The organism is Streptomyces nigra, from assembly GCF_003074055.1.
GTDB classification, from domain to species: domain Bacteria; phylum Actinomycetota; class Actinomycetes; order Streptomycetales; family Streptomycetaceae; genus Streptomyces; species Streptomyces nigra.
Genome location: NZ_CP029043.1, coordinates 1,999,100 through 2,024,204, shown reverse-complemented (window position 1 = coordinate 2,024,204; position 25,105 = coordinate 1,999,100). Strand labels below are relative to the sequence as shown.

The window sequence follows — 25,105 nt, the reverse complement described above, 5'->3', positions numbered from 1 at the left end:
TCACGCCCCTCCGGGAGCCGTCGGCTCACCCAGCTCGGCGGAGATCCGCCCCAGCTGTTCGAGCCGCTGCTCCAGGCTCGGGTGGGTGGAGAGGATCCGCGCCAGATTGGGCTCCCGGCCCAGCGCCGGGGTGAAGTAGAAGGCGTTGAACGCCTGGGCCGTCCGCAGGTCCTTCGTCGGGATGCGGGCGAGGTCGCCGGAGACCTTGGTGAGCGCGGAGGCCAGCACCGAGGGCCTGCCGGTGAGCAGGGCCGCGGCCCGGTCGGCGGCCAGCTCCCGGTACCGGGACAGGGCCCGGATCAGCAGAAAGCTGAGCGCGTACACGGCGGCCGACACGCCCATGACGGCGGCGAGGACGACCGCGGTGTTCTGGTCGCGGCGCCCGCCCCCGAAGAGCTGCGAGTAGAAGGCGAACCGCACGACCAGCCCGGCGATCACTCCGAGGAACGAGGCGATGGTGATCACCGCGACGTCCTTGTGCGCGACATGTGCCAGCTCGTGCGCGAGCACGCCCTCCAGCTCGTCCCGCTCCAGCCGGCGCAGCAGCCCCGTGGTCACACAGACCACGGCGTGATCGGCGTTGCGGCCGGTCGCGAAGGCGTTGGGCATCTCCATGTCGGACACCGCGACCACCGGCTTCGGCATGTCGGCCATGGCGCACAGCCGGTCGACGACACCGTGCAGCCCGGGGTACTCCTCGCGCTCCACGGGCCGCCCGCGCATCGCGAACAGCGCGACCCGGTCGGAGAACCAGTACTGGGCGCCCAGCATCGCGGCGACGATCACCACGACCAGCACCCAGGACTTCAGCAGCACGATCAGCGCGGCGATGAACGCCACGTACAGCAACCCGAGCAGAAACAGCGTGACACCCATCCGGGCGGTCAACCGACGGTCACTGCGGAAGCGGCTTCGCATGGTGCACCATCCCGCACTCAGGCACTCGTCCCCCTGCCAGTGTGCACCGCCCGTTCCGGCCCCGCGCAGCCGCTACGGCGCCGTGAACCGGAAGTAGCCGAGCAGCAGGACGACGGCGGCGACGCTGCCGAGGACGACGACCGTGGACACCCAGCCGGAACGGCGGTGCCGCCGGGCCACATGATCGGGCTCGGGCCGGAACGGCACCGGACCGGGCGGATCGTGCTTCCACCGCGCGGCGAGCATCCGGGCCCGCGCCGACGGCTCCTTGTGCTCGGCGGCATCGGCCCACCGGATGTCGAACTCCCGCTCGTGATCGTCCTGCTGCGAATCGGCCATGGCCTCCACCCCCGTGCGATCCCACCCCCCAGAATAGAACACACGCCCGCGCCCCCACCGTCCATCGGGACGGCGGGGGCGCGGGCGTCAGTCGCCGAGCGCAGGCTCGATCACACGTCGAAGTACAGCTCGAACTCGTGCGGGTGCGGGCGGAGCTGGAGCGGGGCGATCTCGTTGGTGCGCTTGAAGTCGATCCACGTCTCGATCAGGTCCGGGGTGAAGACGTCACCCTGGAGCAGGAACTCGTGGTCGGCCTCGAGCGAGTCCAGGACGGCCGGGAGCGAGGTCGGGACCTGGGCCACGTTGGCGTGCTCCTCGGGAGCCAGCTCGTAGAGGTCCTTGTCGATCGGCTCGGCCGGCTCGATCTTGTTCTTGATGCCGTCGAGGCCCGCGAGGAGCAGGGCCGAGAAGGCCAGGTACGGGTTGCCGGAGGAGTCGGGCGCGCGGAACTCGACGCGCTTGGCCTTCGGGTTGGAGCCCGTGATCGGGATGCGCATCGCGGCGGAGCGGTTGCGCTGCGAGTACACCAGGTTGATCGGCGCCTCGAAGCCCGGGACCAGGCGGTGGTACGAGTTCACCGTCGGGTTGGTGAAGGCGAGCAGCGACGGGGCGTGCTTGAGGATGCCGCCGATGTAGTAGCGCGCCATGTCCGACAGGCCCGCGTAGCCGGCCTCGTCGTAGAAGAGCGGGGAGCCGCCCTGCCACAGGGACTGGTGCACGTGCATGCCCGAGCCGTTGTCACCGAAGATCGGCTTCGGCATGAAGGTCGCGGTCTTGCCGTTGCGCCAGGCCACGTTCTTCACGATGTACTTGAAGAGCTGCAGGTCGTCGGCCGCGGCGAGCAGCGTGTTGAACTTGTAGTTGATCTCGGCCTGGCCGGCGGTGCCCACCTCGTGGTGCTGGCGCTCGACCTGCAGGCCGGCCTTGGCCAGCTCCAGGGAGATCTCGGCGCGCAGGTCGGCGAAGTGGTCGACCGGCGGGACCGGGAAGTAGCCGCCCTTGTAGCGGACCTTGTAACCGCGGTTGTCCTCGAGGGCGCCGGTGTTCCAGGCGCCCGCCTCGGAGTCGATGTGGTAGAAGGACTCGTTCTCCGACGTGCGGAAACGCACGCTGTCGAAGACGTAGAACTCCGCCTCGGGGCCGAAGAACGCGGTGTCGGCGATACCCGTCGACGCCAGGTAGGCCTCGGCCTTCTTCGCCACGTTGCGCGGGTCACGGGAGTACTGCTCGCCCGTGATCGGGTCGTGGATGAAGAAGTTGATGTTGAGGGTCTTGTCACGGCGGAAGGGGTCCACCCGCGCGGTCGACAGGTCGGCGCGCAGCGCCATGTCGGACTCGTGGATGGCCTGGAAGCCGCGGATCGACGAACCGTCGAACGCCAGCTCCTCGTCGGGGTCGAACGCCTCGACGGGCAGCGAGAAGTGCTGCATGACGCCCGGCAGGTCGCAGAAGCGGACGTCGATGAACTTGACGTCCTCGTCCGCGATGAACTTCTTGGCCTCGTCGGCGTTCTGGAACATCCAGCTCCTCCTACTCCCGACCGTCCCGCCGGGGTGGTAGATCGTTCGTGCGGCCAGTGCGGGTGGCACACGCTGCACTCGACCCTAGGGATGGGTGATTTCTCGGGCGTGACCCATTTGTTTCGCACACGTTAACCGGACATCCCCCTTCTCACCCCACCTGTCCACATCCCAGAACGGGCCCAGTACCGTGGTGACGTGGACAAGAGGCAAGCAATCGGATCCTGGCTCTCCGGCCCCCGCGCGGCCGCCGAGGAAGCCGGTGTCGACTTCGGATACAGGGGGGAGCAGCTCGGCCTTCCGCAGGACGGCCAGGGCTCCATCGCCCGCCCCGGACGGCGGCTCGGCGCCCTGGCCGTGGACTGGGGGCTGTGCGTCCTGATCGCATACGGCCTTCTCACCGACGGCTATGGCCAGGCCACCAGCAACTGGGCCCTGCTCGTCTTCTTCGTGATGGGCGTGCTCACGGTCGGCACCCTCGGCTCCACCCCCGGCAAGCGCCTCTTCGGCCTGCGCGTGGTCGCCCTCGACAGCGGCACCGTCAACCCGGTGCGGGCCCTGGCGCGCACCGCCCTGCTCTGCCTCGCCCTCCCGGCCCTGATCTGGGACCGCGACGGGCGCGGGCTGCACGACCGGCTGGCGGGCACCGTCGAGGTCCGCCTCTAGCGTCCGGGCTTCAGATGCATCCGCGTACATCCGCGTACGACGAAGGGGCGCCCGGAAACGATCCGGGCGCCCCTTCGTCGTTCAGGGATCAGCGGCGGAAGTTGCCCTTCGGCAGCTTCATGCCCTTGGGCATCGGGCCCTTCGGCAGCGGCATGTTGCTCATCAGGTCGCCCATGGCGCGCAGCCGGTCGTTGGTGGCCGTCACCTGGGGGCCGGTGAGCACGCGGGGCAGCTTGAGCATCGTGGTCCGCAGCTTCTTCAGCTCGACCTGGCCTTCGCCCGTGCCGACCAGCAGGTCGTGCACCGGGACGTCCGCGACGATGCGGTTCATCTTGCGCTTCTCGGCGGCCAGCAGGCTCTTCACCCGGTTCGGGTTGCCCTCGGCGACCAGCACGATGCCGGCCTTGCCGACGGCCCGGTGGACCACGTCCTGGCTGCGGTTCATCGCCACCGCGGGGGTCGTCGTCCACCCCCGTCCGATGTTGTCCAGGACGGCCGCCGCAGCGCCCGGCTGGCCCTCCATCTGGCCGAAGGCCGCCCGCTCGGCCCGGCGCCCGAACACGATCGCCGTCGCGAGGAAGGCGAGCAGCAGGCCCAGGATGCCGAGATAGATGGGGTGCCCGATCAAGAAACCGATCGCGAGGAAGACACCGAAGGTGACGATTCCGACAGCCGCGAGTACAAGACCGATCTTCTTGTCGGCCCTGCGGGTCATCTTGTAGGTCAGAGCGATCTGCTTGAGTCGCCCGGGGTTCGCAGCGTCCGCTGCCGTGTCCTTCCTCGCCATGCCACGAAGTCTACGTGGCCGTGGGAGCGCCTTCGACGGCGCGTGTCCTCAGAGGCGGGGAGCGCGGGTCCGCTCCAGGACGCGCTCCGCCTCGACGCGGTCCTTCGCGCGGCGGCGGTCCTCCAGGACGGAGGTCCAGGCGTTGCGACGGGCCGTGCGCTGGCCGCTGCCCATCAGCAGCGACTCGACGGCACGCAGTGCATCGGTGAACGACGGGATGGCGGTGGCGCGAACGGGCGCGGCCTGCATGGCAGAGGTCCCCCCTCGGGAATGACTGCTCCGGTGAGCGGTGCACAACGTGTGCAACCAGGGTCACTGATTGGTGTTACCAGGGCGTGACCGACCGGTCAAACACCGATGAAGGCCGAATGGGGGGCCGGAACGACCGAACGCGGTCCGGACCTGGTCGCGATCTGCGACGACGTACCGGACCGCGTCTCACGGACGAAGTCGGGGAGCGTTCACCTGTGCGCGGATTCACATGCGCACAGTGACACTCCGTGCCATCGGGCGGCCTGAGCCATCCGACGGCCCGTGCCGTCAGACGGCCTGGGAGGCGACGTACGCGCCGCGCTTCTCCACGGCCATCTGGTAGAGGCGGCCGGCCCGGTACGAGGAGCGCACCAGCGGGCCGGACATCACACCGGAGAAGCCGATCTCCTCGGCCTCCTCCTTCAGCTCCACGAACTCCTGCGGCTTGACCCAGCGCTCCACGGGGTGGTGGCGCACGCTCGGGCGCAGGTACTGCGTGATGGTGATCAGCTCGCAGCCGGCGTCGTGCAGCTGCTTGAGCGCCTCGCTGACCTCCTCGCGGGTCTCGCCCATGCCGAGGATCAGGTTCGACTTCGTGACCAGACCGTAGTCGCGGGCGTCGGTGATGACCTTGAGGGAGCGCTCGTAGCGGAAGCCGGGGCGGATGCGCTTGAAGATGCGCGGTACCGTCTCGACGTTGTGCGCGAAGACCTCGGGGCGGGAGGCGAAGACCTCCTGCAGCAGCTCCGGGACCGCGTTGAAGTCGGGGGCGAGCAGCTCGACCTTGGTGCGGCCGGCCTCGCGGGCGGCGGTCTGCTCGTGGATCTGGCGGACCGTCTCGGCGTACAGCCAGGCGCCGCCGTCGGGGAGGTCGTCACGGGCGACGCCGGTGATGGTGGCGTAGTTCAGGTCCATGGTGACCACGGACTCGCCGACGCGGCGCGGCTCGTCGCGGTCGAGCGCCTCGGGCTTGCCGGTGTCGATCTGGCAGAAGTCGCAGCGCCGGGTGCACTGGTCGCCGCCGATGAGGAAGGTGGCCTCGCGGTCCTCCCAGCACTCGTAGATGTTCGGGCAGCCGGCTTCCTGGCAGACCGTGTGCAGCCCCTCGCTCTTCACGAGGCTCTGCATCTTCGTGTACTCGGGGCCCATTTTCGCCCGGGTCTTGATCCACTCGGGCTTGCGCTCGATGGGGGTCTGGCTGTTGCGGACCTCCAGGCGCAGCATCTTGCGTCCGTCCGGTGAGACTGCGGACACGTCGGCTCCCTGTGCTTCGATTCTTCGGCGTACACCAGGGTACGCCCGTGCTTACTGAGCCCTGCCGTCAGGCCAACCTCGTGACGGCGGGGCCCATTCCCGGTCTCAGACGGCCGCCCTCTCGATCTCCCGCGGCCTGAGGTCGGCGTTCTCCAGTACGTCCCGCAGATGCCGCTCGACGACCGGCAGCACCTCCTCGATGGTGACGTCCCGGCCGAGCTCCGCCGCCAGGGACGCGACCCCGGCGTCCCGGATGCCGCACGGGATGATCTTGTCGAACCACTTGTTGTCCGGGTTCACGTTGAGAGCGAAGCCGTGCATGGTCACGCCCTTCGCCACCCGGATCCCGATGGCCGCGATCTTGCGGTCCTCGCGCCGCTGCCCGGCGTTGGAGGGCGCGTACTCGGGGCCGTTCAGCCGCGGGTCGAACTCCTCGTCCGTGAGGCGGGGGTCGAAGTCCAGGGAGAGCCCGCCGAGGGAGGGGCGCTGCTCGACCGGGTCGCCGAGGACCCAGACGCCGCTGCGGCCCTCGACCCGGGTGGTCTCCAGGCCGAACTCCGCGCAGGTGCGGATCAGGGCCTCCTCCAGCCGCCGTACGTGCGCCACGACGTCGACCGGGCGGGGGAGCTTCTGGATGGGGTAGCCGACCAGCTGGCCGGGACCGTGCCAGGTGATCTTGCCGCCGCGGTCCACGTCGATGACGGGCGTGCCGTCCAGCGGGCGCTCGTTGGCGGCGGTGCGCCGGCCCGCCGTGTAGACCGGGGGGTGTTCGAGCAGCAGGACGGTGTCGTCGATCTCGTCGGCGAACCGGGCCGCGTGCACGCGGCGCTGCTCGTCCCACGCCTCCTGGTACTCGACGGCATCCGCCCCGAACCCCATGCGGACGAACCGCAACTCACTCACGGCAAGCGCCTCCCTAGAAGCACCGGAAAGTCGTAAGGCACGAAGCGTGCCTACGCCACTGTACGACCGGTCCGTTCGAGTGGGCTCCCGAGGCCCACGTCAGCCCGCTGGCGCAATCCTCACACGATCGGATGAATGGGCGGCGTAATGTGCGATCGGCTGTTTACTCTCCGCTACATTCGCGCCGTTCGAGAGGCCAAAAGGGCTGCTCACGGCAATTCCGGGCGTTCGGCGGCCGTAAGGCCACACGACGCCCGAAAGGCAGGAGACCGCACCGCAGATGACGGAACGACCCGCGCAGCGCACTCCCAATCGACAGCTCGCCGCGCTCATCGCAGAAGCGGGATTCTCCAACGCGGGTCTCGCCCGCCGGGTGGACCAGCTCGGACTCGAACACGGGCTTGACCTGAGATACGACAAGACATCGGTCACCCGCTGGCTGCGCGGACAGCAGCCGCGCGGCACCACCCCGGCGCTGATCGCCGAGGTCTTCACCCGGCGCCTCGGCCGCCGGCTCACCGCCCAGGACCTCGGCCTGGACGCCTGCGCGCCCGTGTACGCCGGGCTGGAGTTCGCGGCGACCCCCGAGGAGGCCGTCGACATCGTCAGCGGCCTGTGGCGCAAGGACTCCGGCAGCCATGCCGAGCTGCGCAAGATCGCGTTCACCCCGGCCGGCCTCGTCGTGCCGAGCCGGGACTGGCTGATCGGGCGGGCCGACGAGAAGGTCGCGCGCGGCGAGCCGGTGCCGCGGGTGCCGGTCCCCGGCCGGCCGGTGGTGCCCCGCCAGCGCGGCCAGGCCGAGCGCGGGCCCGGGCAGAAGGTCACCGGCGGCGACATCGCCGCGCTGCGCTCGGTCGGCGACCTGTTCCGCTCCCTGGACGACATGTACGGCGGCGGCCACGCCCGGCAGGCCCTCGTGCGCTATCTGGAGCACGAGTGCGAGCCGATGCTGCGCGGCACCTACGGCGAGCAGACCGGCCGCCGGCTGTTCGCCGCCGCCGCCGACCTCACCCGGCTCGCGGGCTGGACGTCGTTCGACATCGCCGCGCACGGCCTCGCGCAGCGCTACTTCGTGCAGGCGCTGCGGCTCGCCCAGGCGGCCGGGGACCGGGCGTTCGGGGCGTACGTCCTCGCGACCATGAGCCGGCAGGCCGTCTACCTCGGGCACGGCCGCGAGGCCGTCCAGCTGGCGCGCGTCGCCCAGCAGGGCGCGGGGACCGGCGCCCCGCCCGCCGTCCTGGCCCTGCTGCACGCCTGCGAGGCGCGCGGGCACGGCGTGCTCGGCGAGGTGCGCGCCTGCACGGCCTCGCTGGTCCGGGCCGAGCGCGCCCTGGAGGCCGCCCGGCCCGGCGACGACGTGCCGCACTGGGCGCGCTTCTTCGACGAGGCGCAGCTCGCCGACGAGTTCGGGCACTGCCACCGGGACCTCCAGCAGTTCCGCGCGGCCGCCCAGCACGCCGAGCGCTCCCTGCAGCTGCGCGCCCCGGCCTTCGCCCGCAGCCGTCTCTTCTGCCGGCTGGTCCTGGCCAGCGCCCGCCTCGGCCTCGGCGAACTCGACCAGGCGTGCGCGCTGGGCGCGGAGGCCGCCGGCCAGGCCGCCGAGATGCGGTCCGTCCGGGCGATCGAGTACGTCAGGGACTTCGAACGCCGGCTGGAGCCGTACCGCGACGCGGCCCCCGTCCGGGGCTACCGGGACAGGGTCGCCGCGCTGCTGTGACCGGGCGGCCCGGCCGCCCTTGGCGGGTTCGCCCGGCCCGGGTGGCCGGTTCGTGGGGGGTGCGTCCGGTTCGGGGGGCGCCCGAACAGGTTCGTTGGGCTGGGCGGGCGCCCGCGGGGCCGACCCGGCCCAGGTGGCTGTCCTGCCCGAAGGTCTCGACGGAGGCAGGGCGGCGGCTCCGCCGAGCCGGGTGGTCGGTCCGTGCGGGGATCGCGCGGGCCGGACGGCCGCCCGGGCGGGTCGCGGCCCGGCCTGGACGGCCGGGCCGGTCAGGCCGCCGACCAGAACAGGTTCGTTGGGCTGGGCGGGCGCCCGCGGGGCCGACCCGGCCCAGGTGGCTGTCCTGTCCGAAGGTCTCGACGGAGGCAGGGCGGCGGCTCCGCCGAGCCGGGTGGTCGGTCCGTGCGGGGATCGCGCGGGCCGGACGGCCGCCCGGGCGGGTCGCGGCCCGGCCTGGACGGCCGGGCCGGTCAGGCCGCCGACCGCAGGGGTTCCGCGCTGTGCAGGGAGCCCGCCGCGCCCAGGTCCGACAGGATCGCCGTGGTGGCGCGGCGGGCCGAGTGCAGGGCGCCCTGGACCGTGCTGGTGTCCCGGTGGTCGCCGCACACGTACAGGCCCGCGAGCAGGCGCACCGGCCGGCGCAGGTCGTGCGGGGCGGTCATCGCGGGCACGGCCTCGGGCGTGTGGTGCACGGCCAGCGTCTCCCAGCGGGCCGTCGAGGTGCCGTACAGGCGCGCGAGATGCGTGCGTACGGCGGTGTCGACGTCCGGGGGCGGGGTGCCGAGGACCGTCGAGGTGACGAGGGCGCGGCCGGCCGGGGCGCGGCTCGGGTCGACGCGGCTGATCACCGCCGTGTGCGCCACCGGACCGCTCCGGTCGGCGTCGAGCAGCAGCGAGGCGCCGGTGGCCGGTGCCTCGTCCATCGTGTGGTGCAGGACCGTCACCCGGTGGAAGCCGGGCACCCGCAGCCCCGGCAGCAGCTCGGCGGCGGTCCGCGCGTCGGTGGCCAGCAGCACCGCGCGGCACCGGATCTCGCCGTGCTCGGCGGTCGTCACGGCCGTCGTGGCGATCGAGGTGACCCGCACCCCGGTGTGCACGGTGCTCGGCGGCAGCGAGCGCGCCAGCAGCTCGGGCAGGGCCTCGGCGCCGCCCTCGGGCAGACAGAGCCGGCCGCCCGCGAACGCGTGCAGCGCGAGGTCCGCGCACCGGCTGGAGGTGGTCAGCTCGGGGTCGTACAGCAGGGCGGCCAGCAGGGGCCGCAGGAAGCCGTCGATCGTGCGCGCCGGGATGCCCCGCTCGGCGAGGGCCTGTGCGGCCGGGGCCTCGGGGCGGGCGAGCAGCCGTTCGACGGGCGCGGAGGCCAGCCGGGCGAGCGCGGCGCCCAGCCGTGCCTGGTCGACGGCGGTGCCCAGCGGGGCTCCCGCCCGCGCCCGGGGGACCGTCGGCGCCCCGCGCCCGGCGGAACCCCTGGGGGCGCTCGCCAAGGCGCGCACCGCGTGGAGTGCGCCCCTCGCGCGCCGGGCGCTCGTCGGGCCGGTGAGTGCGCCGGCGCGGTGCCGGCGTCCGTCGCTGTGCAGCAGCACCCCCGGGGCGAAGGACCGCAGCGCGAGCGCGTCCAGGGCCGGTGTCCGGCGGAGCTCGGGATACGACGTCGACAGAAGCTGCCCGATCCGGTCCAGCCGGAAGCCGTCGACCTTCTCGGTCGACATGCGGCCACCCGGGTAGGGGGCCGCCTCCAGGACCGCGGTGGTGATTCCTGCGCTGGTCAGCCGGTGCGCCGCGGCGAGCCCGGCGACCCCGGCTCCCACGATGACGACGTCCGCCTGGTTCGCGGGCTCAAGCACGTGCCCCTCCTCGAGGTTGCGCGGCCGGTGGAGACGTCATGCCCCCGACTGGCCCAGGAAATACCCGAGTTCGGCACGAGGTTACGGACGGGATCGGTCAGGGACAGTCGCGCATCGACAGAGCACGGTCGCACGGCGGTCGCACACGGACACCGGGTCCCAGGGCGTGTTTCGAAAGTCCCGTCTGGCGCGCGGCGTCTGGCACGGCACCTCGCCGCGTTGTCGCACCGTCCACGTACGTCCAGTACGCGGACGGTCCTCCGCCTTGCGATGCTCCCCCACTGCCCGAAGGGCGTGGGAGGTGCCCCCGGCACCAGACGCCGCGCGCCCCGCCCTCCGGGCGAACGACGCCACTTTCGAAACACGCCCTAGTTCAACGCGGCCCGGATCGCGCCCTCGATGTCCGGGAACGCGAAGGTGAAGCCCGACTCCAGCAGACGTGCCGGCACCACCCGCTGACTGCCCAGCACATCCCCGGCCATCTCGCCGAGGACGGTCCGCAGGACGGGCGCGGGCACCTGGAACAACGTGGGCCGGTGCAGCACCCGGCCCATGGCCGCCGTGATCTCACGGTTCGTCACCGGCTCGGGCGCCGTCACATTGAACGGCCCCGACAGCTCCTCGGCGTCCAGCAGATACCGGATCGCGGCCACCTCGTCGTGCAGCGACACGAACGACCAGTACTGGCGCCCGTCCCCCAGCCGCCCGCCGAGCCCCGCCTTGAACAGGGGGAACAGCCGCCCCCACGCCCCGCCCTCCCGGGCCACCACCAGGCCGGTGCGCACGAAGACCGTCCGCACCCCGGCCTCCCGCGCGGGCGCCGCCGCGGCCTCCCACTCCACGCACAGCTCCGGCAGAAAACCCTCGCCGGGCGGGCTCGACTCGTCGACGATCTCCTCGCCGGTCTCGCCGTAGTAGCCGATCGCGCTGCCGTTCACGAAGACCCGCGGCCGCTCACCGGGCTTCAGCGCCGCCATCGCCGAGGCAAGCGCCCCCGTGCCCCGGACCCGGCCGCGCCGCAGGCTCTCCTTGTACGCCTCCGTCCAGCGCCGCGCCCCCACATTGGCGCCGGCCAGGTTGACCACGGCGTCGCACCCGGCGAGCACCGCCGCCGCCACCTCACCGCCGTCGGGGTCCCAGCGGACCTCGTCCGCCGCCTGGGGCGCCCGGCGCACCAGCCGGACCACCTCATGGCCGTCCGCGACGAGCGAGCGCACCAGGGCGGCGCCGATGAGGCCGGAGGAGCCGGCGATCACGATTCTCGACTGATCCATGCAAGCCATCCTGCCCGGAACCGGGCCCCATGCCTCCTCGTAGGCTGGCGGTCATGTCCGAGACCCGCCCGCAGCCCGTACTGCGCACCGCCCGGCACGAGGACGACGAGGAACTGGCCCGGCTCGACCGCTCCACCTGGTCGCCGCTGCACGCCGTCGTGCCCCGGCCGCGCCCGCCGTACCCGCCCTTCTTCGACGAGCGCCACGCCCCCGAGGACGTCCTCGTCGCGGAGCTGGAAGGGCGGGCCGTCGGCTACATACGCGTGGTCCCGCCGACCCGGCTCGCCTGCAACGCGCACGTCCGCCAGATCCAGGGGCTGGCGGTCGCGGACGAAGCCCGTGGTCTGGGCGTCGGAAGGGCGCTCGTGCGGGCGGCCGTCGAGGACGCCCGGCGCCGGGGCGCCCGCCGCGTCACCCTGCGCGTCCTCGGTCACAACACCCCCGCCCGCGCGCTCTACGCCTCCGAGGGCTTCGTGGTCGAGGGCGTCCTGCCCGGGGAGTTCCACATCGACGGGAGGTACGCCGACGACGTGCTCATGGGGCGCGCTCTGTGAGGTCCCGCGGCGTCACGAGGTGATCAGGTCCCCGGTGTCCACCGGGGCCGTCGCGGTCGCCGCGCGCCGGGCGTCCGAGGCGACCTCGTCCGCCGTCAGGACGTAACCCGTCTCAGCGTCGGTGGTGGAACGGGCGAAGACCACCCCGAACACCCGGCCCTCGGTGGTCAGCAGCGGCCCGCCCGAGTTGCCGGGCCGGACGGTCGAGCGGATCGAGTAGATCTCTCGGGTGACGGTCTCGTCGTTGTAGATGTTCTGCCCGGTGGCCTGTATACGGCCGGCGACCGTCGCCGCCTGCAGATCCAGCGCGCCGTCCTCCGGATAGCCCGCGACCACCGCCGAGTCGCCGCGCGTGGCGTCGTCGAAGCGCAGCACCGGGGCGCGCAGCTGGGGCACGTACAGCACGGCCACGTCCCGCCGCGGGTCGAACAGCACCACCCGGGCGGCGTACGACGGCCCGACACCGCCCACGCGGACGTCCGGCCGGTCGATGCCGGCCACCACATGGGCGTTGGTCATCACACGCTGCGGGGCGTACACGAACCCGCTGCCCTCGCGGCCCTGGGTGCCCGCGGTCCCCTCGATCTTGACGGTGCTGCGCTTGGCGGCCTCCGTCGCGGCCGGGGTGACGCTGTCACCGGTGGGCTTGGCGACCTCGGCCGTCGACTCGTTCTCGAACGGGTTGAAGACCTGCGGGAAGCCCGCCTCGGTCAGCGCGGAGGTGGCCCGCGAGAACCAGGCCGGGGTGGTGTCCGGCATCGCGTCCTGCACGGTCCCCAGCAGCCGCGAGTCACGGATCGCCGACGTCAGCAGCGTCGAGGAGGACGCGGCCAGCACGCTCGCCGCCACCCAGGCCACGATCAGCACGGCCACCGAGTTGGCCACCGCCCCGCCGATGCCGTCCGCCACCCGCAGCGGCCCGCGGTCCAGCTCCCGGCGCAGCCGCAGGGCCAGCCGCCCCGCCAGCTCGTGCACCAGCACGGCCGGCAGCAGCACCGTCAGCACCGCGGCCACCGTCGCCCGTGTGGTGCCCGGCGAGACCAGGTCCATCACCCACGGCAGCAGCCACACGCCGATCACCGCGCCGCCCACGAAGCCGGCCAGCGAGACACAGCCCGCCACCAGCCCGCGCCGGTAGCCGGACGCCGCGTAGGCCACCATCACGAGCAGCAGCAGGATGTCGAGCAGGTCCACTGAGCCGCCTCTCCCTCACCTCTTGACCGGACCCCTTAGTACGCGCACGGAGCGCTTCTTGATCAGCGCGCGGCGGCGTGTCACGGGGATTCGGCCACGCTGCGTACACCAGGAGGAACGCCCCGGACCCGGATGATGGTTCCACCCGGTGTCACACCACACATCGCGGGCGGACCGGATCCGTCGGACAGTAGGACCATGCGTGCCATCCGACGGGTCACGGCGGAACGGGTACGAGGTGTCCCCGGGGGACGGGGAGCCCTCGTGGCCCTCGGTTTCGTACCGGGAGTGGCCGCCGGGCTCGCGCTCGTGCTGTGCGCCGACGGGGTGGAGAAGAGCGTCGAGCGGGAGAAGCGGCCCGTCGCGGCGCGCCCGGCCTCGTACCAGGCCGCCAGGCCGCCCATCGTGCCCCGGGACGTCTGGCTCGACGAGAAGACCCTGCACACCCAGCCGCCGCCGCGCTACGACGACAAGGTCGTCGCCGTCTTCGTCCACCACACGGACTCGCCCAACGACTACGACTGCGCCGACTCGCCCCGGATCATCGAGCATCTGTACGCCGGGCAGACCGGCGCACGGCACTGGGACGACCTCGGCTACAACTTCGTCGTCGACCGCTGCGGCACGATCTACGAGGGCCGGGCCGGCGGCACCGACCGGCCCGTCACCGGCGCCCACACCCAGGGTTTCAACCACCGCACCGCGGGCGTCGCCGCCCTCGGCACCTTCACGGACGGAGTGCCCGTCCCGCAGGCGATGACCGACGCGATCGCGGCGGTGGCGGCGTGGAAGCTGGGGCTCTCCGGGACCGACCCCCGCACGAAGGTGCGGCTGACCTCCAGCAACAGCCTCAGTCGCTACGCCTCCGGCACCACCGCCACGCTCCCCGCCGTGGCCGGCCACAACGACGGCTACTCGACGAGCTGCCCCGGCGCCGCCCTCAGCGCCCTCCTCCCGGAGATCAGGGCCACGGCGGCCCGCCTCCAGGGCCGGGCACCCTAGGGTCTTTCGTCGGGGTCAGGCCGGATCAGGGAGCGGGGTCCGGTGCCGTGCGTCGCAAGGCGGAGGAGGGCGTCATGGCGACCGACGACAACGCGGCGAGGTGCGGCACCAGGGCCCGCGAGCCCGGCATGATCCAAACGAGAGGCCCTGGGCCACGCTCAGCCCTTGAAGCGTGCCCACAGCCGGGGAAACCGCTCCGCCAGCGCCCGCGAGTCCTCGAAGTCCACAGGTGTGCCGGACGGCTCCGGGGGCGCGGGCGGCAGGCCCAGATCGGGAGCGACGGCACCGGTGAGCTGCTCGTACGCCTCGTCTGCGGCGTACCCCAGCTCCTCCCCGTCGCCGTCGAACTCCTCGTCGAAGTCGTCCAGCAGCTCGGCCAGGGAGTCCGGGTCGTGCACCGCGCCCTCGTACACCTCGCGGCCCTGGCCGATCAGCCAGCAGCGGAAGAAGTCGAAGGCGTCGTCACTGGCCCCGTCGAGCAGGACCCAGGCGGCGCCCCACAGATCCCAGGTGTAGGCCCGGTTGTAGCGGGCCTCGAAGTGGCGGGCGAAGTCGAGCACGGCGTCCGGGTCCAGCTGGACCAGCCGGTCCACGAGCAGGTCGGCCTGCTCCTCGGGATCGCCCTCCGCGGCCTCACGGGTCGCGTCCACCAGCTCCCAGAACTCCGTCTCGTCCATCACGGGTCAAGCATCGGCCCTGGACCGGTGGGGCGCACGTGGAGTGCGACGGATTGTTATGGGGCGCGTGACTCAATCGGCGTACAGGGCCGCCAGGCGTATCGCGTCGGCGGCGAACCGCTCCCGCAGCGACCTCGGGGCCAGCACCTCCACCTCGGGGCCCAGCGCCGCGAGCTGGCCGTGGGCGACCTCCTCGGACTCCACCGGGACGGTCGCCGTCACCCAGCCGTCCCCGTCCGGGGCGCCCGCCGCCTCCAGCGCCTCCCGCGCGACCAGCGTCCCGACGGCGAACCGCAGGGCGCGCACCCCCTCGGGCGACACCCGCAGCACCACCTCCGTCCGCAGGATCGACCGCGCGAACTGCTCGGCCCGCTCCGCCCAGAACCCCGGCAGATCGAACGACTCGTCCCGCTCGAACCGCCCGTCACCGGCCTCGACCGCGAGGAACCGGTCGATCCGGTACACCCGGTGGGCACCGTCCCCGGGGACCCGGGCGCACAGGTACCAGACACCGGCCTTCAGCACGAGCCCGTACGGCTCCAGCTCCCGCTCGACCTCTTCGTCGCCGCGCCGCCGGTAGCGCGCGACGATCCGGCGGTCGTCCCACACGGCGTCCGCGACCGCCGGCAGCAGCTCCGGGGGCGCCGGCTCGGTGAACCAGTTCGGCGCGTCCAGATGGAAGCGCTGGGCCGCCGTACGGGACGCGTCGCGCAGCGACGGCAGCAGAGCGGCCGACACCTTCAGCCGCGCGGCCGACGCGGCGTCCTCCAGGCCCATCTCGCGCAGCGCCCCCGGCACCCCGCTGAGGAACAGCGCCTCGGCCTCCCCGCGCGCGAGCCCGGTCAGCCGCGTGCGGTACCCGCCGACCAGCCGGTACCCGCCGGCCCGGCCCCGCTCGGCGTAGACCGGCACCCCGGCCTCCGACAGCGCCTGCGCGTCCCGGGTGACCGTCCGCTCGGAGACCTCCAGCTCCCGCGCCAGCTCACCGGCGGTCATGGAGGGCCGGGACTGGAGCAACAGCACCATCTTGATCAGACGAGCGGCACGCATACGGCCATCATGCCGGGGCCCACTGACAGCCGACGGTGACAGCGGAGGGGTACGCCGAAGGGGCACGGCGAGTGCCGTGCCCCTTCGCTCACCACCGGCCCGGCTACAGGCCGTACTTCTCGCGGGCTTCCTTCACCGCGGTGGCCTTGACCTCGCCACGCCGGGCGAGCTGGGCCAGGGCCGCGACGACGATCGACTCGGCGTCCACCCCGAAGTGGCGGCGGGCCGCGTCACGGGTGTCGGACAGACCGAAGCCGTCGGCGCCCAGCGAGGACCAGTCCTGCTCGACCCACTGCGCGATCTGGTCCGGGACCTGGCGCATGTAGTCGGAGACCGCGAGCACCGGGCCCTCGGCGCCCTGCAGCGCCTGACGGACGTACGGCACCCGCTCCTCGCCGCGCAGCAGGGCCGCGTCGGCCTCCAGCGCGTCACGGCGCAGCTCCGTCCAGGAGGTCGCGGACCACACGTCGGCGGCCACACCCCACTCCTCGGCGAGCAGCCTCTGCGCCTTCAGCGCCCAGTGGATGGCGGTGCCGGAGCCCAGGAGCTGGATGCGCGGGGCGTTCGCCGCCGGGGACAGACCGGCCGACTCCGCCGTGTTGAAGCGGTACAGGCCCTTGACGATGCCCTGGTCGACGCCGTCCACCGCGGGCTTCGCGGGCTGCGGCAGCGGCTCGTTGTAGACGGTCAGGTAGTAGAAGACGTCCTGGTCCTCGCCCGGGGCGGCCTCGCCGTACATCCGGCGCAGACCGTCCTTGACGATGGCCGCGACCTCGTAGGCGAAGGCCGGGTCGTACGTCAGCGCCGCCGGGTTGGTCGCCGCGATGACGGGGGAGTGGCCGTCGGCGTGCTGCAGGCCCTCACCGGTCAGCGTGGTGCGGCCGGCCGTCGCGCCGACGAGGAAGCCGCGGCCGAGCTGGTCGCCGAGCTGCCACATCTGGTCGGCCGTCCGCTGCCAGCCGAACATCGAGTAGAAGATGTAGAACGGGATCATCGTCTCGCCGTGCGTCGCGTACGACGTCGACGCGGCGATGAAGTCGGCCATCGAACCGGCCTCGGTGATCCCCTCGTTGAGGATCTGCCCGTTCTTCGCCTCCTTGTAGTACATCAGCTGGTCGCGGTCGACCGGCTCGTACGTCTGGCCCTTCGGCGAGTAGATGCCGAGGGACGGGAAGAGGCTCTCCATGCCGAAGGTGCGCGCCTCGTCGGGGACGATCGGCACCCAGCGCCTGCCGGTCTCCTTGTCGCGGACCAGGTCCTTGACCAGGCGGACGAACGCCATGGTGGTGGCGACGTTCTGCGAGCCGGAGCCCTTGTCGAAGGCGGCGAACGCCTTGTCGGCGGGGGCCGGCAGCGGGGCCACCGGGTGGACGCGGCGGGCCGGGGCGGGACCGCCGAGGGCCGCGCGGCGCTCCTGGAGGTAGCGGACCTCGGGGGAGTCGGCGCCGGGGTGGCCGTAGGGCACCACGCCGTCGGCGAAGTCGCTGTCCTTGATGGGCAGTTCGAGCAGGTCGCGCATCGCCTTGAACTCGTCCACCGAGAGCTTCTTCATCTGGTGGTTGGCGTTCTTCGACGCGAAGCCCTCGCCGAGGGTGTGGCCCTTGACCGTCTGGGCCAGGATCACGGTCGGCGCGCCCTTGAACTCGACGGCGGCCTTGTAGGCGGCGTACACCTTGCGGGCCTCGTGGCCACCGCGCGAGAGGTGGAAACACTCGAGGATCTTGTCGTCGCTCAGCAGCTTCGCCATCTCGGCGAGCGCCGGGTCCTTGCCGAAGAAGTCCTCGCGGATGTAGGCGGCGTCGCGCGTCTGGTACGTCTGCACCTGCGCGTCCGGCACCTCGCGCAGCCGGCGGACCAGCGCGCCCGTGGTGTCGAGCTGGAACAGCTCGTCCCAGGCGGTGCCCCACAGCGTCTTGATCACGTTCCAGCCGGCGCCGCGGAACTGGGCCTCCAGCTCCTGCACGATCTTGAAATTGGCGCGGACCGGGCCGTCGAGGCGCTGCAGGTTGCAGTTGATGACGAAGGTCAGGTTGTCCAGGCCCTCGCGGGAGGCCAGGGCGAGTGCCGCCGTCGACTCCGGCTCGTCCATCTCGCCGTCGCCGAGGAAGGCCCATACGTGGGACGCGGAGACGTCCTTGACGCCGCGGGCCGTCAGATAGCGGTTGAAGCGGGCCTGGTAGATCGCCGACAGCGGGCCGAGACCCATGGAGACGGTCGGGAACTCCCACAGCCAGGGCAGCCGGCGCGGGTGCGGGTACGACGGCAGGCCGTTGCCGCCCGCCTCCTGGCGGAAGTTGTCCAGGTGCTGCTCGGTGAGGCGGCCGTCGAGGAAGGCGCGGGCGTAGATGCCCGGCGAGGCGTGGCCCTGGATGTAGAGCTGGTCGCCGCTGCCGTCGCCCTCCTTGCCCTTGAAGAAGTGGTTGAAGCCGGTCTCGTAGAGCCACGCGGCGGAGGCGAAGGTGGCGATGTGACCGCCCACGCCGTACTTGGAGCCGCGGGTCACCATCGCGGCCGCGTTCCAGCGGTTCCACGCGGTGATCTTCCGCTCCATCTCCTCGTCACCGGGCGCGGACGGCTCGGCGGCGGTGGGGATGGTGTTGACGTAGTCCGTCTCGAGGAGCTTGGGCAGCGCGATGCCGGTGCCCTCGGCCCGCTCCAGGGTGCGGCGCATCAGGTACGCCGCACGGTGCGGGCCGGCCGCCTCGGCGACCGCGTCCAGCGAGGCCTGCCACTCGGCGGTCTCCTCCGGGTCACGGTCGGGGAGCTGGTCGAGCGCGCTCGGCTGGATGGCGTTGGGGTCGGTCATGTCGCCGCCTTCCTCAGTCGAAGGGGGTTCCCTCATCGGCAAGGGTTCGGGGTTGCCCTTTGTCTTTGGCAGGACAGGGCGGAAGACCTCGGTGGAGGTCCAGCGGTGACAATAACTCCCTGATCGATGATCGATCAAAGGGTTCCGGGGTAAAACATCGTGATCCGGGGAAAGTAGGCATGCGGTGCCTCGGCATATGGCACGCGGTGCCGTGTTTTCGAAGGGTTTCCGCAGGTGAGCGGGGTGATGCTCGCCTGTCGATCAGGCCCTGGGGGCGCAGCCCAGCACGTGCGCCTTCACCAGTTCCGCGATCCTCGGGTCCCGCCGGCGGAACGCCTGGACGAGCTCCTCGTGCTCCTCCGCGTACGACTGCTGAACGGTTCCGAGCCAGCGGATGGACAGTGCCGTGAAGACCTCGATGCCCAGGCCCTCCCAGGTGTGCAGCAGCACCGAGTTGCCCGCGGCCCGCACCAGCTCGCGGTGGAAGCCCACCGTGTGCCGCACCTGCCCGGTGCCGTCGGCGTCCCGGTCGGCCTCGTACAGGGCGGCCACATGCGGCTCGAGCGCGGAGCAGTCCCCGGCGAGGCGGTCGGCGGCCAGCTCGGCGGCGATGGCCTCGAGGCCGGCGCGGACCGGATAGCTCTCCTCCAGGTCGCCGGCGGTCAGATTGCGCACCCGAACGCCCTTGTTGGGGGCGGACTCGATCAGCCGCAGCGACTCCAGCTCGCGCAGCGCCTCCCGGACCGGGGTCTGGCTCACCTCGAGCTCGGTGGCGATCCGCCGCTCGACGATCCGCTCGCCCGGCTGCCAGCGCCCGCTGATGATCCCCTCGAGGATGTGCTCGCGGATCTGTTCGCGCAGCGAGTGGATGACGGGGGCGGTCATGAGGGCTCCTTAGGGCGCGTTGACGTTTAGACAATACGGCGGTTGCGCTCCGCGGGGAGGACCGACGGCGGTGCTTTGGTGCAGGTGAGACGAGGCGCACACGCGGTGATGGGTGGGGCGCCCACGAGCTCGGTGCCGGGTGCCGCCGGGCGGGTGCGGGTGTGTCGGGGCTGGTCGCGCGGTTCCCCGCGCCCCTGGAGGGGCGGTCGCGCCCGGGTACAGAGCGGCGCCCCGTCCGGAATCGTTCCGGGCGGGGCGCCGTACTGCCGAACAGCGAGGATCAGAGGCCGAGCTCGACCTCGAACTCGCCGGCCTCGAGGATCGCCTTGACCGCCGTCAGGTAGCGGGCGGCGTCGGCGCCGTCCACCAGGCGGTGGTCGTAGGACAGGGTCAGGTACGTCATGTCGCGGACGCCGATGACCGTGCCCTCCTCGGTCTCGATGACCGCCGGGCGCTTGACCGTGGCACCGATGCCGAGGATCGCGACCTGGCCCGGCGGCACGATGATCGTGTCGAAGAGCGCACCGCGCGAACCGGTGTTGGAGATGGTGAAGGTCGCGCCGGACAGCTCGTCGGGCGTGATCTTGTTGCCGCGGACCTTGCCCGCCAGCTCCGCCGTGGCCTTGGCGATGCCCGCGATGTTGAGGTCGCCGGCGTGCTTGATGACCGGGGTCATCAGGCCCTTCTCGGAGTCCACCGCGATACCGACGTTCTCGGTGTCGAAGTAGGTGATCGTGCCCTCGGCCTCGTTGATCTTGGCGTTGATGACCGGGTGGGCCTTCAGCGCCTGGGCCGCCGCCTTCACGAAGAACGGCATCGGGGAGAGCTTGACGCCCTCGCGCGCGGCGAAGGAGTCCTTGGCCTGGGCGCGCAGGCGCATCAGGCGGGTGACGTCGACCTCGACGACCGAGGACAGCTGCGCCTGCTCGTGCAGCGCCTTGACCATGTTGTCGCCGATGACCTTGCGGATGCGCGGCATCTTGACGGTCTGGCCACGGAGGGGGGAGGCCTCCAGCGTGGGCGCCTTCTTGGCGGCCGGGGCCGCGGCGGCGGCCGGAGCCGGGGCTGCGGCGGCGGCCTTGGCGGCCTCGGCGGCGGCGATGACGTCCTGCTTGCGGATACGGCCGCCGACGCCGGTGCCCTTGACGGAGCCCAGGTCGACGCCGTGCTCGGCGGCGAGCTTGCGCACCAGCGGGGTGACGTAGGCGCCCTCGTCGGTCGCCTGGGCGGCCGGAGCGGGGGCGGCCTTCGCCGGAGCCGGAGCCGGAGCCGGAGCCGGAGCCGGAGCAGCCGGAGCGGCCGGCGCGGGAGCCGGGGCGGCCGGCTGGGCCGGAGCCGGGGCAGCGGCGGCGGGCGCGGCCGGAGCGGCGGGGGCCGGGGCGGGCGCGGCGGGCTGAGCCGGAGCCGGAGCCGGGGCGGCCGCGGGGGCCGGGGCCTCCTGCGCCGGGGCGGCCGCCGGAGCGGCGCCCGCGGCACCGATGACGGCGAGCTTGGCGCCGACCTCGGCCGTCTCGTCCTCGCCGACCACGATCTCCAGCAGGGTGCCGGACGCGGGGGCGGGGATCTCGGTGTCGACCTTGTCCGTGGAGACCTCGAGCAGCGGCTCGTCGGCCTCGACGGAGTCGCCGACGGACTTCAGCCAGCGGGTGACGGTGCCCTCGGTGACGGACTCGCCGAGCGCGGGCAGGACCACGTCCGTACCCTCGGCGGAGCCGCCGCCGGACGCGGCCTCGGCGGTCGGAGCGGGCGCCGGGGCGGCCTGCTCGGTGGACGGCGCGGCGGCGGCCGGCTCCGGAGCCGCGGCGGGCTCGGGCTCGGCGGCCGGGGCCGGGGCGTCAGCGGGGGCGCCCGTGCCGTCGTCGATCACGGCCAGCTCGGCGCCGACCTCGACGGTCTCGTCCTCGGCGACCTTGATGGAGGACAGCACGCCGGACGCGGGGGAGGGGATCTCGGTGTCGACCTTGTCGGTGGAGACCTCGAGCAGCGGCTCGTCGGCCTCGACGCGCTCACCCTCGGCCTTCAGCCAGCGGGTGACAGTGCCCTCGGTGACGCTCTCGCCGAGCGCCGGAAGGGTTACGGAAACCGCCATGGTTTCGGTTGCTCCTTACGAATTGCGGAAGTCTGTGGGCGTCGCTGGGACGCGGAGTCGCTTCGTCGGCCGAGGGTCAGTCGTGCGCGTGCAGCGGCTTGCCCGCCAGGGCCAGGTGCGCCTCGCCGAGCGCCTCGTTCTGCGTCGGGTGGGCGTGGATGAGCTGGGCGACCTCGGCCGGCAGCGCCTCCCAGTTGTAGATGAGCTGGGCCTCGCCGACCTGCTCGCCCATCCGGTCGCCGACCATGTGGACGCCGACCACGGCGCCGTCCTTGACCTGGACGAGCTTGATCTCGCCCGCGGTGTTCAGGATCTTGCTCTTGCCGTTGCCCGCGAGGTTGTACTTCAGCGCGACGACCTTGTCCGCGCCGTAGATCTCCTTGGCCTTGGCCTCGGTGATGCCGACGGACGCGACCTCCGGGTGGCAGTAGGTCACACGGGGGACACCGTCGTAGTCGATCGGGACGGTCTTGAGGCCGGCCAGCCGCTCCGCCACCAGGATGCCCTCGGCGAAGCCGACATGTGCGAGCTGGAGGGTCGGGACCAGGTCGCCGACGGCCGAGATGGTCGGCACGTTGGTGCGCATGTACTCGTCGACGAGGACGTAGCCGCGGTCCATCGCGACGCCCTGCTCCTCGTAGCCGAGGCCCTGCGAGACCGGGCCGCGGCCGACGGCCACCAGCAGCACCTCGGCCTCGAACTCCTTGCCGTCGGCGAGGGTGACCTTGACGCCGTCCTGGGTGTACTCGGCCTTCTGGAAGAAGGTGCCCAGGTTGAACTTGATGCCGCGCTTGCGGAAGGCGCGCTCCAGGAGCTTGGAGCTGTTCTCGTCCTCGACCGGGACGAGGTGCTTGAGGCCCTCGATGACGGTGACGTCGGCGCCGAACGACTTCCACGCCGAGGCGAACTCGACGCCGATGACGCCGCCGCCCAGGATGATCGCGGACTTGGGCACGCGGTCCAGGACGAGGGCGTGGTCCGAGGAGATGATCCGGTCGCCGTCGATCTCCAGGCCCGGCAGCGACTTCGGCACGGAGCCGGTCGCCAGCAGGACGTGGCGGCCCTGGACACGCCGGCCGTCGACGTCGACGGAGGTCGGGGAGGACAGCCGGCCCTCACCCTCGATGTACGTCACCTTGCGGGAGGCCACGAGACCCTGGAGGCCCTTGTACAGGCCGGAGATCACGCCGTCCTTGTACTTGTGGACCCCGGCGATGTCGATGCCCTCGAAGGTCGCCTTCACGCCGAACTGCGCGCTCTCGCGGGCCTGGTCGGCGATCTCGCCCGCGTGCAGCAGGGCCTTGGTGGGGATGCATCCCCGGTGCAGGCAGGTGCCGCCGACCTTGTCCTTCTCGATCAGGGCGACGTCCAGGCCCAGCTGCGCTCCGCGCAGGGCCGCGGCGTAACCGCCACTACCACCGCCGAGGATCACTAGGTCGAAAACGGTGCTGGCGTCGTTCGCCACGTCACGTCCTCCATGCATGTGCGCCACGCCGGTCTCCAGTGACCGGTCGGCGGCTGGTGTCCGGCCGCTCGTTCTTTCGGCCCTTGGTGGGGCCCTGTCCTGCCGAGCCCCATCTTCGCACTTGTCCACACCGAACGAGACGCCGGGCTGGTGTGTGAGACGTCCCACTCGTGGCCCTCCGCCGGGCCGGGACCGGACGCCGCCGGGGCCTCGCCCTACCCGCGTGCGAGGCCCCGGCGGCCGGGATCCGGTGTCAGCCCAGGTCGCCGGCGGCCGTCAGCTCGGCCAGCCGCACCAGCGTCCGCACCGCGGAGCCCGTACCGCCCTTGGGGGTGTACCCGAACGGGCCGCTCTCGTTGAACGCCGGGCCCGCGATGTCCACGTGCGCCCAGGTGATGCCCTCGCCCACGAACTCGCGCAGGAAGAGGCCCGCGACCAGACCGCCGCCCATCCGCTCGCCCATGTTGGCGATGTCGGCGGTCGGCGAGTCCATGCCCTTGCGCAGGTGCTCCGGCAGCGGCATCGGCCAGGACGCCTCGCCGACCTCCTCCGCGGCCTCCACGACCGCCGCGCGGAACGCGTCGTCGTTGGCCATCACACCGAAGGTGCGGTTGCCGAGCGCCAGCACCATCGCGCCGGTCAGCGTCGCCACGTCGACGATGGCGTCCGGCTTCTCCTGGGAGGCCGCCCACAGCGCGTCGGCCAGCACCAGCCGGCCCTCGGCGTCGGTGTTGAGCACCTCGACGGTCTTGCCGCTGAACATGCGCAGCACGTCACCGGGACGGGTGGCGGAGCCGGAGGGCATGTTCTCGGCCAGCGCCAGCCAGCCGGTGACGTTGACCTCCAGGCCGAGCCGCGCGGCGGCGACGACGGCGGCGAACACCGCGGCGGCACCGCTCATGTCGCACTTCATCGTCTCGTTGTGGCCGGCCGGCTTCAGCGAGATGCCGCCCGAGTCGTAGGTGATGCCCTTGCCGACGAGCGCGAGGTGCTTGGCGTTGCGCGAGTGCGTGTACGTCAGCTTCACCAGGCGCGGACCGGCGGCGGAACCGGCGCCGACGCCCAGGATGCCGCCGTAGCCGCCCTTGGCGAGCGCCTTCTCGTCGAGCACCTGCACCTTGATGCCGTGCTCCTTGGCGGCCGCCGTGGCGATCGCGGCGAACGACTCGGGGTTGAGGTCGTTCGGAGGGGTGTTGACGAGGTCGCGGGCGCGGTTGAGCTCCTCGGACACGGCGGTGGCGCGCTCGAGGGCGGCCTTGTGCGCCTTGTCGCGGGGCTTGGCGCCGAGCAGCGCGGCCTCGGCGAGCGGCGCCTTGCCGTTCTTGCGCTCCCCGCCGTTCTCCTTGTAGGCGTCGAAGGAGTAGGCGCCCAGCAGGACGCCCTCGGCGATCGCGCCGAGGTCGCCGGCGTCGGCCAGCGGCAGCGCGAACGCGGCCTTCTTGGAACCGGCGAGGGCGCGCGCGGCCACACCGGCCGCCTTGCGCAGGGCCTCGCCGTCGAAGCCGGCGTCAGCGTCCTCGCCGTCGGGCTCGGCGCCCAGGCCGACCGCCACGACGAGCGGGGCCTTGAAGCCGGCGGGGGCGGGGAGCTTCGTCACCTCGCCCTCGGAGCCGGAGGCCCCGAGGGTCTCCAGGACGCCGGCCAGCTTGCCGTCGTACGCCTGGTCCACGGCCTCGGCGCCGGGGGCGACGATCAGGCCCGCGCCCTTGGAGCCGGAGCCCTTGGCGACACCGATCACGAGCGCGTCGACGCGCAGGCCGGGCGCCGCGGCGGTGCTGAGAGTCAGAGCAGTCACGGTGGTGAATTCTCGCTTCCGATGTGAAGTTGCGGTGGCCGAAAAGTGTGGGTCGGCCGGGCCCGAGGGCCGACCCTAGTTCCGACCTGGCGGTGCGGGTGTCAGCGGGGCCTT

At 72.4% G+C, this 25,105-nt stretch carries 21 protein-coding genes; 4 read left to right on the top strand and 17 right to left on the bottom strand.

Annotation, left to right across the window (positions count from 1 at the left end; translation table 11 throughout):
- The 3 genes from htpX to glnA form a co-directional block, all read right to left on the bottom strand.
- Nucleotides 1-918 carry a zinc metalloprotease HtpX gene (gene htpX / locus DC008_RS09385; protein ID WP_108706564.1) on the bottom strand — a complete coding sequence of 306 codons (918 nt, stop codon included), beginning with the start codon at nt 916-918 and terminating at the stop codon, nt 1-3.
- A 72-nt stretch (nt 919-990) separates the two neighbouring features.
- The gene (locus DC008_RS09380) at nt 991-1,257 is read right to left on the bottom strand and encodes an SCO2583/SCO2584 N-terminal domain-containing protein (RefSeq protein ID WP_108706563.1); all 267 of its coding nucleotides are present in this window, start codon (nt 1,255-1,257) and stop codon (nt 991-993) included.
- Nucleotides 1,258-1,367: 110 nt separating this feature from the next.
- Entirely contained in the window at nt 1,368-2,777 is a 1,410-nt protein-coding gene (glnA, locus tag DC008_RS09375; RefSeq protein ID WP_108706562.1) for a type I glutamate--ammonia ligase, read from the bottom strand.
- 198 nt (nt 2,778-2,975) lie between these two features.
- Between glnA and DC008_RS09370 the strand changes: the two genes are divergently transcribed.
- Nucleotides 2,976-3,443, top strand: coding sequence for an RDD family protein (locus DC008_RS09370; RefSeq protein ID WP_108706561.1), 468 nt, complete (start codon nt 2,976-2,978; stop codon nt 3,441-3,443).
- An 88-nt stretch (nt 3,444-3,531) separates the two neighbouring features.
- On the opposite strand, the gene DC008_RS09365 is transcribed toward DC008_RS09370, so the two are convergent.
- From DC008_RS09365 to lipB, 4 genes are all read right to left on the bottom strand, one after another.
- Nucleotides 3,532-4,230 carry a DUF4191 domain-containing protein gene (locus DC008_RS09365; protein ID WP_108706560.1) on the bottom strand — a complete coding sequence of 233 codons (699 nt, stop codon included), beginning with the start codon at nt 4,228-4,230 and terminating at the stop codon, nt 3,532-3,534.
- 48 nt (nt 4,231-4,278) lie between these two features.
- The gene (locus DC008_RS09360; RefSeq protein ID WP_108706559.1) at nt 4,279-4,479 is read right to left on the bottom strand and encodes an SCO2195 family GlnR-regulated protein; all 201 of its coding nucleotides are present in this window, start codon (nt 4,477-4,479) and stop codon (nt 4,279-4,281) included.
- Nucleotides 4,480-4,770: 291 nt separating this feature from the next.
- Nucleotides 4,771-5,736 (bottom strand): lipoyl synthase, encoded by a 966-nt coding sequence (gene lipA / locus DC008_RS09355; RefSeq protein WP_108706558.1) that lies wholly within the window; start codon nt 5,734-5,736, stop codon nt 4,771-4,773.
- 105 nt (nt 5,737-5,841) lie between these two features.
- Nucleotides 5,842-6,639, bottom strand: a complete 798-nt coding sequence (gene lipB / locus DC008_RS09350) for a lipoyl(octanoyl) transferase LipB (protein ID WP_108706557.1) — start codon at nt 6,637-6,639, stop codon at nt 5,842-5,844.
- Nucleotides 6,640-6,919: 280 nt separating this feature from the next.
- Here lipB and DC008_RS09345 point away from each other — a divergent pair, with 280 nt between their 5' ends.
- Nucleotides 6,920-8,356, top strand: a complete 1,437-nt coding sequence (locus DC008_RS09345) for an NsdA family TPR-like regulatory protein (RefSeq protein WP_108706556.1) — start codon at nt 6,920-6,922, stop codon at nt 8,354-8,356.
- Nucleotides 8,357-8,826: 470 nt separating this feature from the next.
- On the opposite strand, the gene DC008_RS09340 is transcribed toward DC008_RS09345, so the two are convergent.
- Together DC008_RS09340 and DC008_RS09335 are read right to left on the bottom strand one after the other, a co-directional pair.
- Entirely contained in the window at nt 8,827-10,200 is a 1,374-nt protein-coding gene (locus tag DC008_RS09340; protein ID WP_108706555.1) for an NAD(P)/FAD-dependent oxidoreductase, read from the bottom strand.
- Nucleotides 10,201-10,568: 368 nt separating this feature from the next.
- Nucleotides 10,569-11,474 (bottom strand): TIGR01777 family oxidoreductase, encoded by a 906-nt coding sequence (locus DC008_RS09335; protein WP_108706554.1) that lies wholly within the window; start codon nt 11,472-11,474, stop codon nt 10,569-10,571.
- A 53-nt stretch (nt 11,475-11,527) separates the two neighbouring features.
- On the opposite strand from DC008_RS09335, the gene DC008_RS09330 reads away from it, so the two are divergent.
- On the top strand, nt 11,528-12,028 hold the full coding sequence (locus DC008_RS09330) for a GNAT family N-acetyltransferase (protein ID WP_108706553.1): 501 nt from the start codon (nt 11,528-11,530) through the stop codon (nt 12,026-12,028).
- 12 nt (nt 12,029-12,040) lie between these two features.
- On the opposite strand, the gene DC008_RS09325 is transcribed toward DC008_RS09330, so the two are convergent.
- Entirely contained in the window at nt 12,041-13,222 is a 1,182-nt protein-coding gene (locus tag DC008_RS09325) for a MarP family serine protease (protein ID WP_108706552.1), read from the bottom strand.
- Nucleotides 13,223-13,486: 264 nt separating this feature from the next.
- On the opposite strand from DC008_RS09325, the gene DC008_RS09320 reads away from it, so the two are divergent.
- A complete protein-coding gene (locus DC008_RS09320; RefSeq protein ID WP_235075012.1) occupies nt 13,487-14,224 on the top strand; it encodes a peptidoglycan recognition protein family protein in 738 nt (245 codons plus the stop codon).
- 158 nt (nt 14,225-14,382) lie between these two features.
- Here the strand turns inward: DC008_RS09320 and DC008_RS09315 are convergent, their stop codons facing one another.
- From DC008_RS09315 to DC008_RS09285, 7 genes are all read right to left on the bottom strand, one after another.
- Nucleotides 14,383-14,901 (bottom strand): DUF4240 domain-containing protein, encoded by a 519-nt coding sequence (locus DC008_RS09315; RefSeq protein WP_108706551.1) that lies wholly within the window; start codon nt 14,899-14,901, stop codon nt 14,383-14,385.
- A gap of 72 nt (nt 14,902-14,973) precedes the next feature.
- Nucleotides 14,974-15,951, bottom strand: a complete 978-nt coding sequence (locus tag DC008_RS09310) for a helix-turn-helix transcriptional regulator (protein ID WP_108706550.1) — start codon at nt 15,949-15,951, stop codon at nt 14,974-14,976.
- Nucleotides 15,952-16,054: 103 nt separating this feature from the next.
- The gene (gene aceE / locus DC008_RS09305) at nt 16,055-18,757 is read right to left on the bottom strand and encodes a pyruvate dehydrogenase (acetyl-transferring), homodimeric type (RefSeq protein ID WP_108706549.1); all 2,703 of its coding nucleotides are present in this window, start codon (nt 18,755-18,757) and stop codon (nt 16,055-16,057) included.
- A gap of 261 nt (nt 18,758-19,018) precedes the next feature.
- Nucleotides 19,019-19,642: a GntR family transcriptional regulator gene (locus DC008_RS09300; protein ID WP_108706548.1), complete on the bottom strand. Its 624-nt coding sequence runs from the start codon at nt 19,640-19,642 to the stop codon at nt 19,019-19,021.
- A gap of 280 nt (nt 19,643-19,922) precedes the next feature.
- Complete coding sequence (gene sucB, locus DC008_RS09295; RefSeq protein ID WP_108706547.1) at nt 19,923-21,731, bottom strand: 2-oxoglutarate dehydrogenase, E2 component, dihydrolipoamide succinyltransferase; 1,809 nt, start codon at nt 21,729-21,731, stop codon at nt 19,923-19,925.
- A 76-nt stretch (nt 21,732-21,807) separates the two neighbouring features.
- Nucleotides 21,808-23,196, bottom strand: coding sequence for a dihydrolipoyl dehydrogenase (lpdA, locus tag DC008_RS09290; RefSeq protein WP_055624490.1), 1,389 nt, complete (start codon nt 23,194-23,196; stop codon nt 21,808-21,810).
- A 253-nt stretch (nt 23,197-23,449) separates the two neighbouring features.
- The gene (locus DC008_RS09285) at nt 23,450-24,991 is read right to left on the bottom strand and encodes a leucyl aminopeptidase (protein WP_108706546.1); all 1,542 of its coding nucleotides are present in this window, start codon (nt 24,989-24,991) and stop codon (nt 23,450-23,452) included.
- Nucleotides 24,992-25,105: the final 114 nt, after the last annotated feature.

Bases quoted from the DNA above. Each gene is read 5' to 3' on its own strand.
- htpX (WP_108706564.1), bottom strand. From the start codon at position 918: ATGCGAAGCCGCTTCCGCAGTGACCGTCGGTTGACCGCCCGGATGGGT.
- DC008_RS09380 (WP_108706563.1), bottom strand. From the start codon at position 1,257: ATGGCCGATTCGCAGCAGGACGATCACGAGCGGGAGTTCGACATCCGG.
- glnA (WP_108706562.1), bottom strand. From the start codon at position 2,777: ATGTTCCAGAACGCCGACGAGGCCAAGAAGTTCATCGCGGACGAGGAC.
- DC008_RS09365 (WP_108706560.1), bottom strand. From the start codon at position 4,230: ATGGCGAGGAAGGACACGGCAGCGGACGCTGCGAACCCCGGGCGACTC.
- DC008_RS09360 (WP_108706559.1), bottom strand. From the start codon at position 4,479: ATGCAGGCCGCGCCCGTTCGCGCCACCGCCATCCCGTCGTTCACCGAT.
- DC008_RS09345 (WP_108706556.1), top strand. From the start codon at position 6,920: ATGACGGAACGACCCGCGCAGCGCACTCCCAATCGACAGCTCGCCGCG.
- DC008_RS09335 (WP_108706554.1), bottom strand. From the start codon at position 11,474: ATGGATCAGTCGAGAATCGTGATCGCCGGCTCCTCCGGCCTCATCGGC.
- DC008_RS09330 (WP_108706553.1), top strand. From the start codon at position 11,528: ATGTCCGAGACCCGCCCGCAGCCCGTACTGCGCACCGCCCGGCACGAG.
- DC008_RS09315 (WP_108706551.1), bottom strand. From the start codon at position 14,901: ATGGACGAGACGGAGTTCTGGGAGCTGGTGGACGCGACCCGTGAGGCC.
- DC008_RS09310 (WP_108706550.1), bottom strand. From the start codon at position 15,951: ATGCGTGCCGCTCGTCTGATCAAGATGGTGCTGTTGCTCCAGTCCCGG.
- aceE (WP_108706549.1), bottom strand. From the start codon at position 18,757: ATGACCGACCCCAACGCCATCCAGCCGAGCGCGCTCGACCAGCTCCCC.
- DC008_RS09300 (WP_108706548.1), bottom strand. From the start codon at position 19,642: ATGACCGCCCCCGTCATCCACTCGCTGCGCGAACAGATCCGCGAGCAC.
- sucB (WP_108706547.1), bottom strand. From the start codon at position 21,731: ATGGCGGTTTCCGTAACCCTTCCGGCGCTCGGCGAGAGCGTCACCGAG.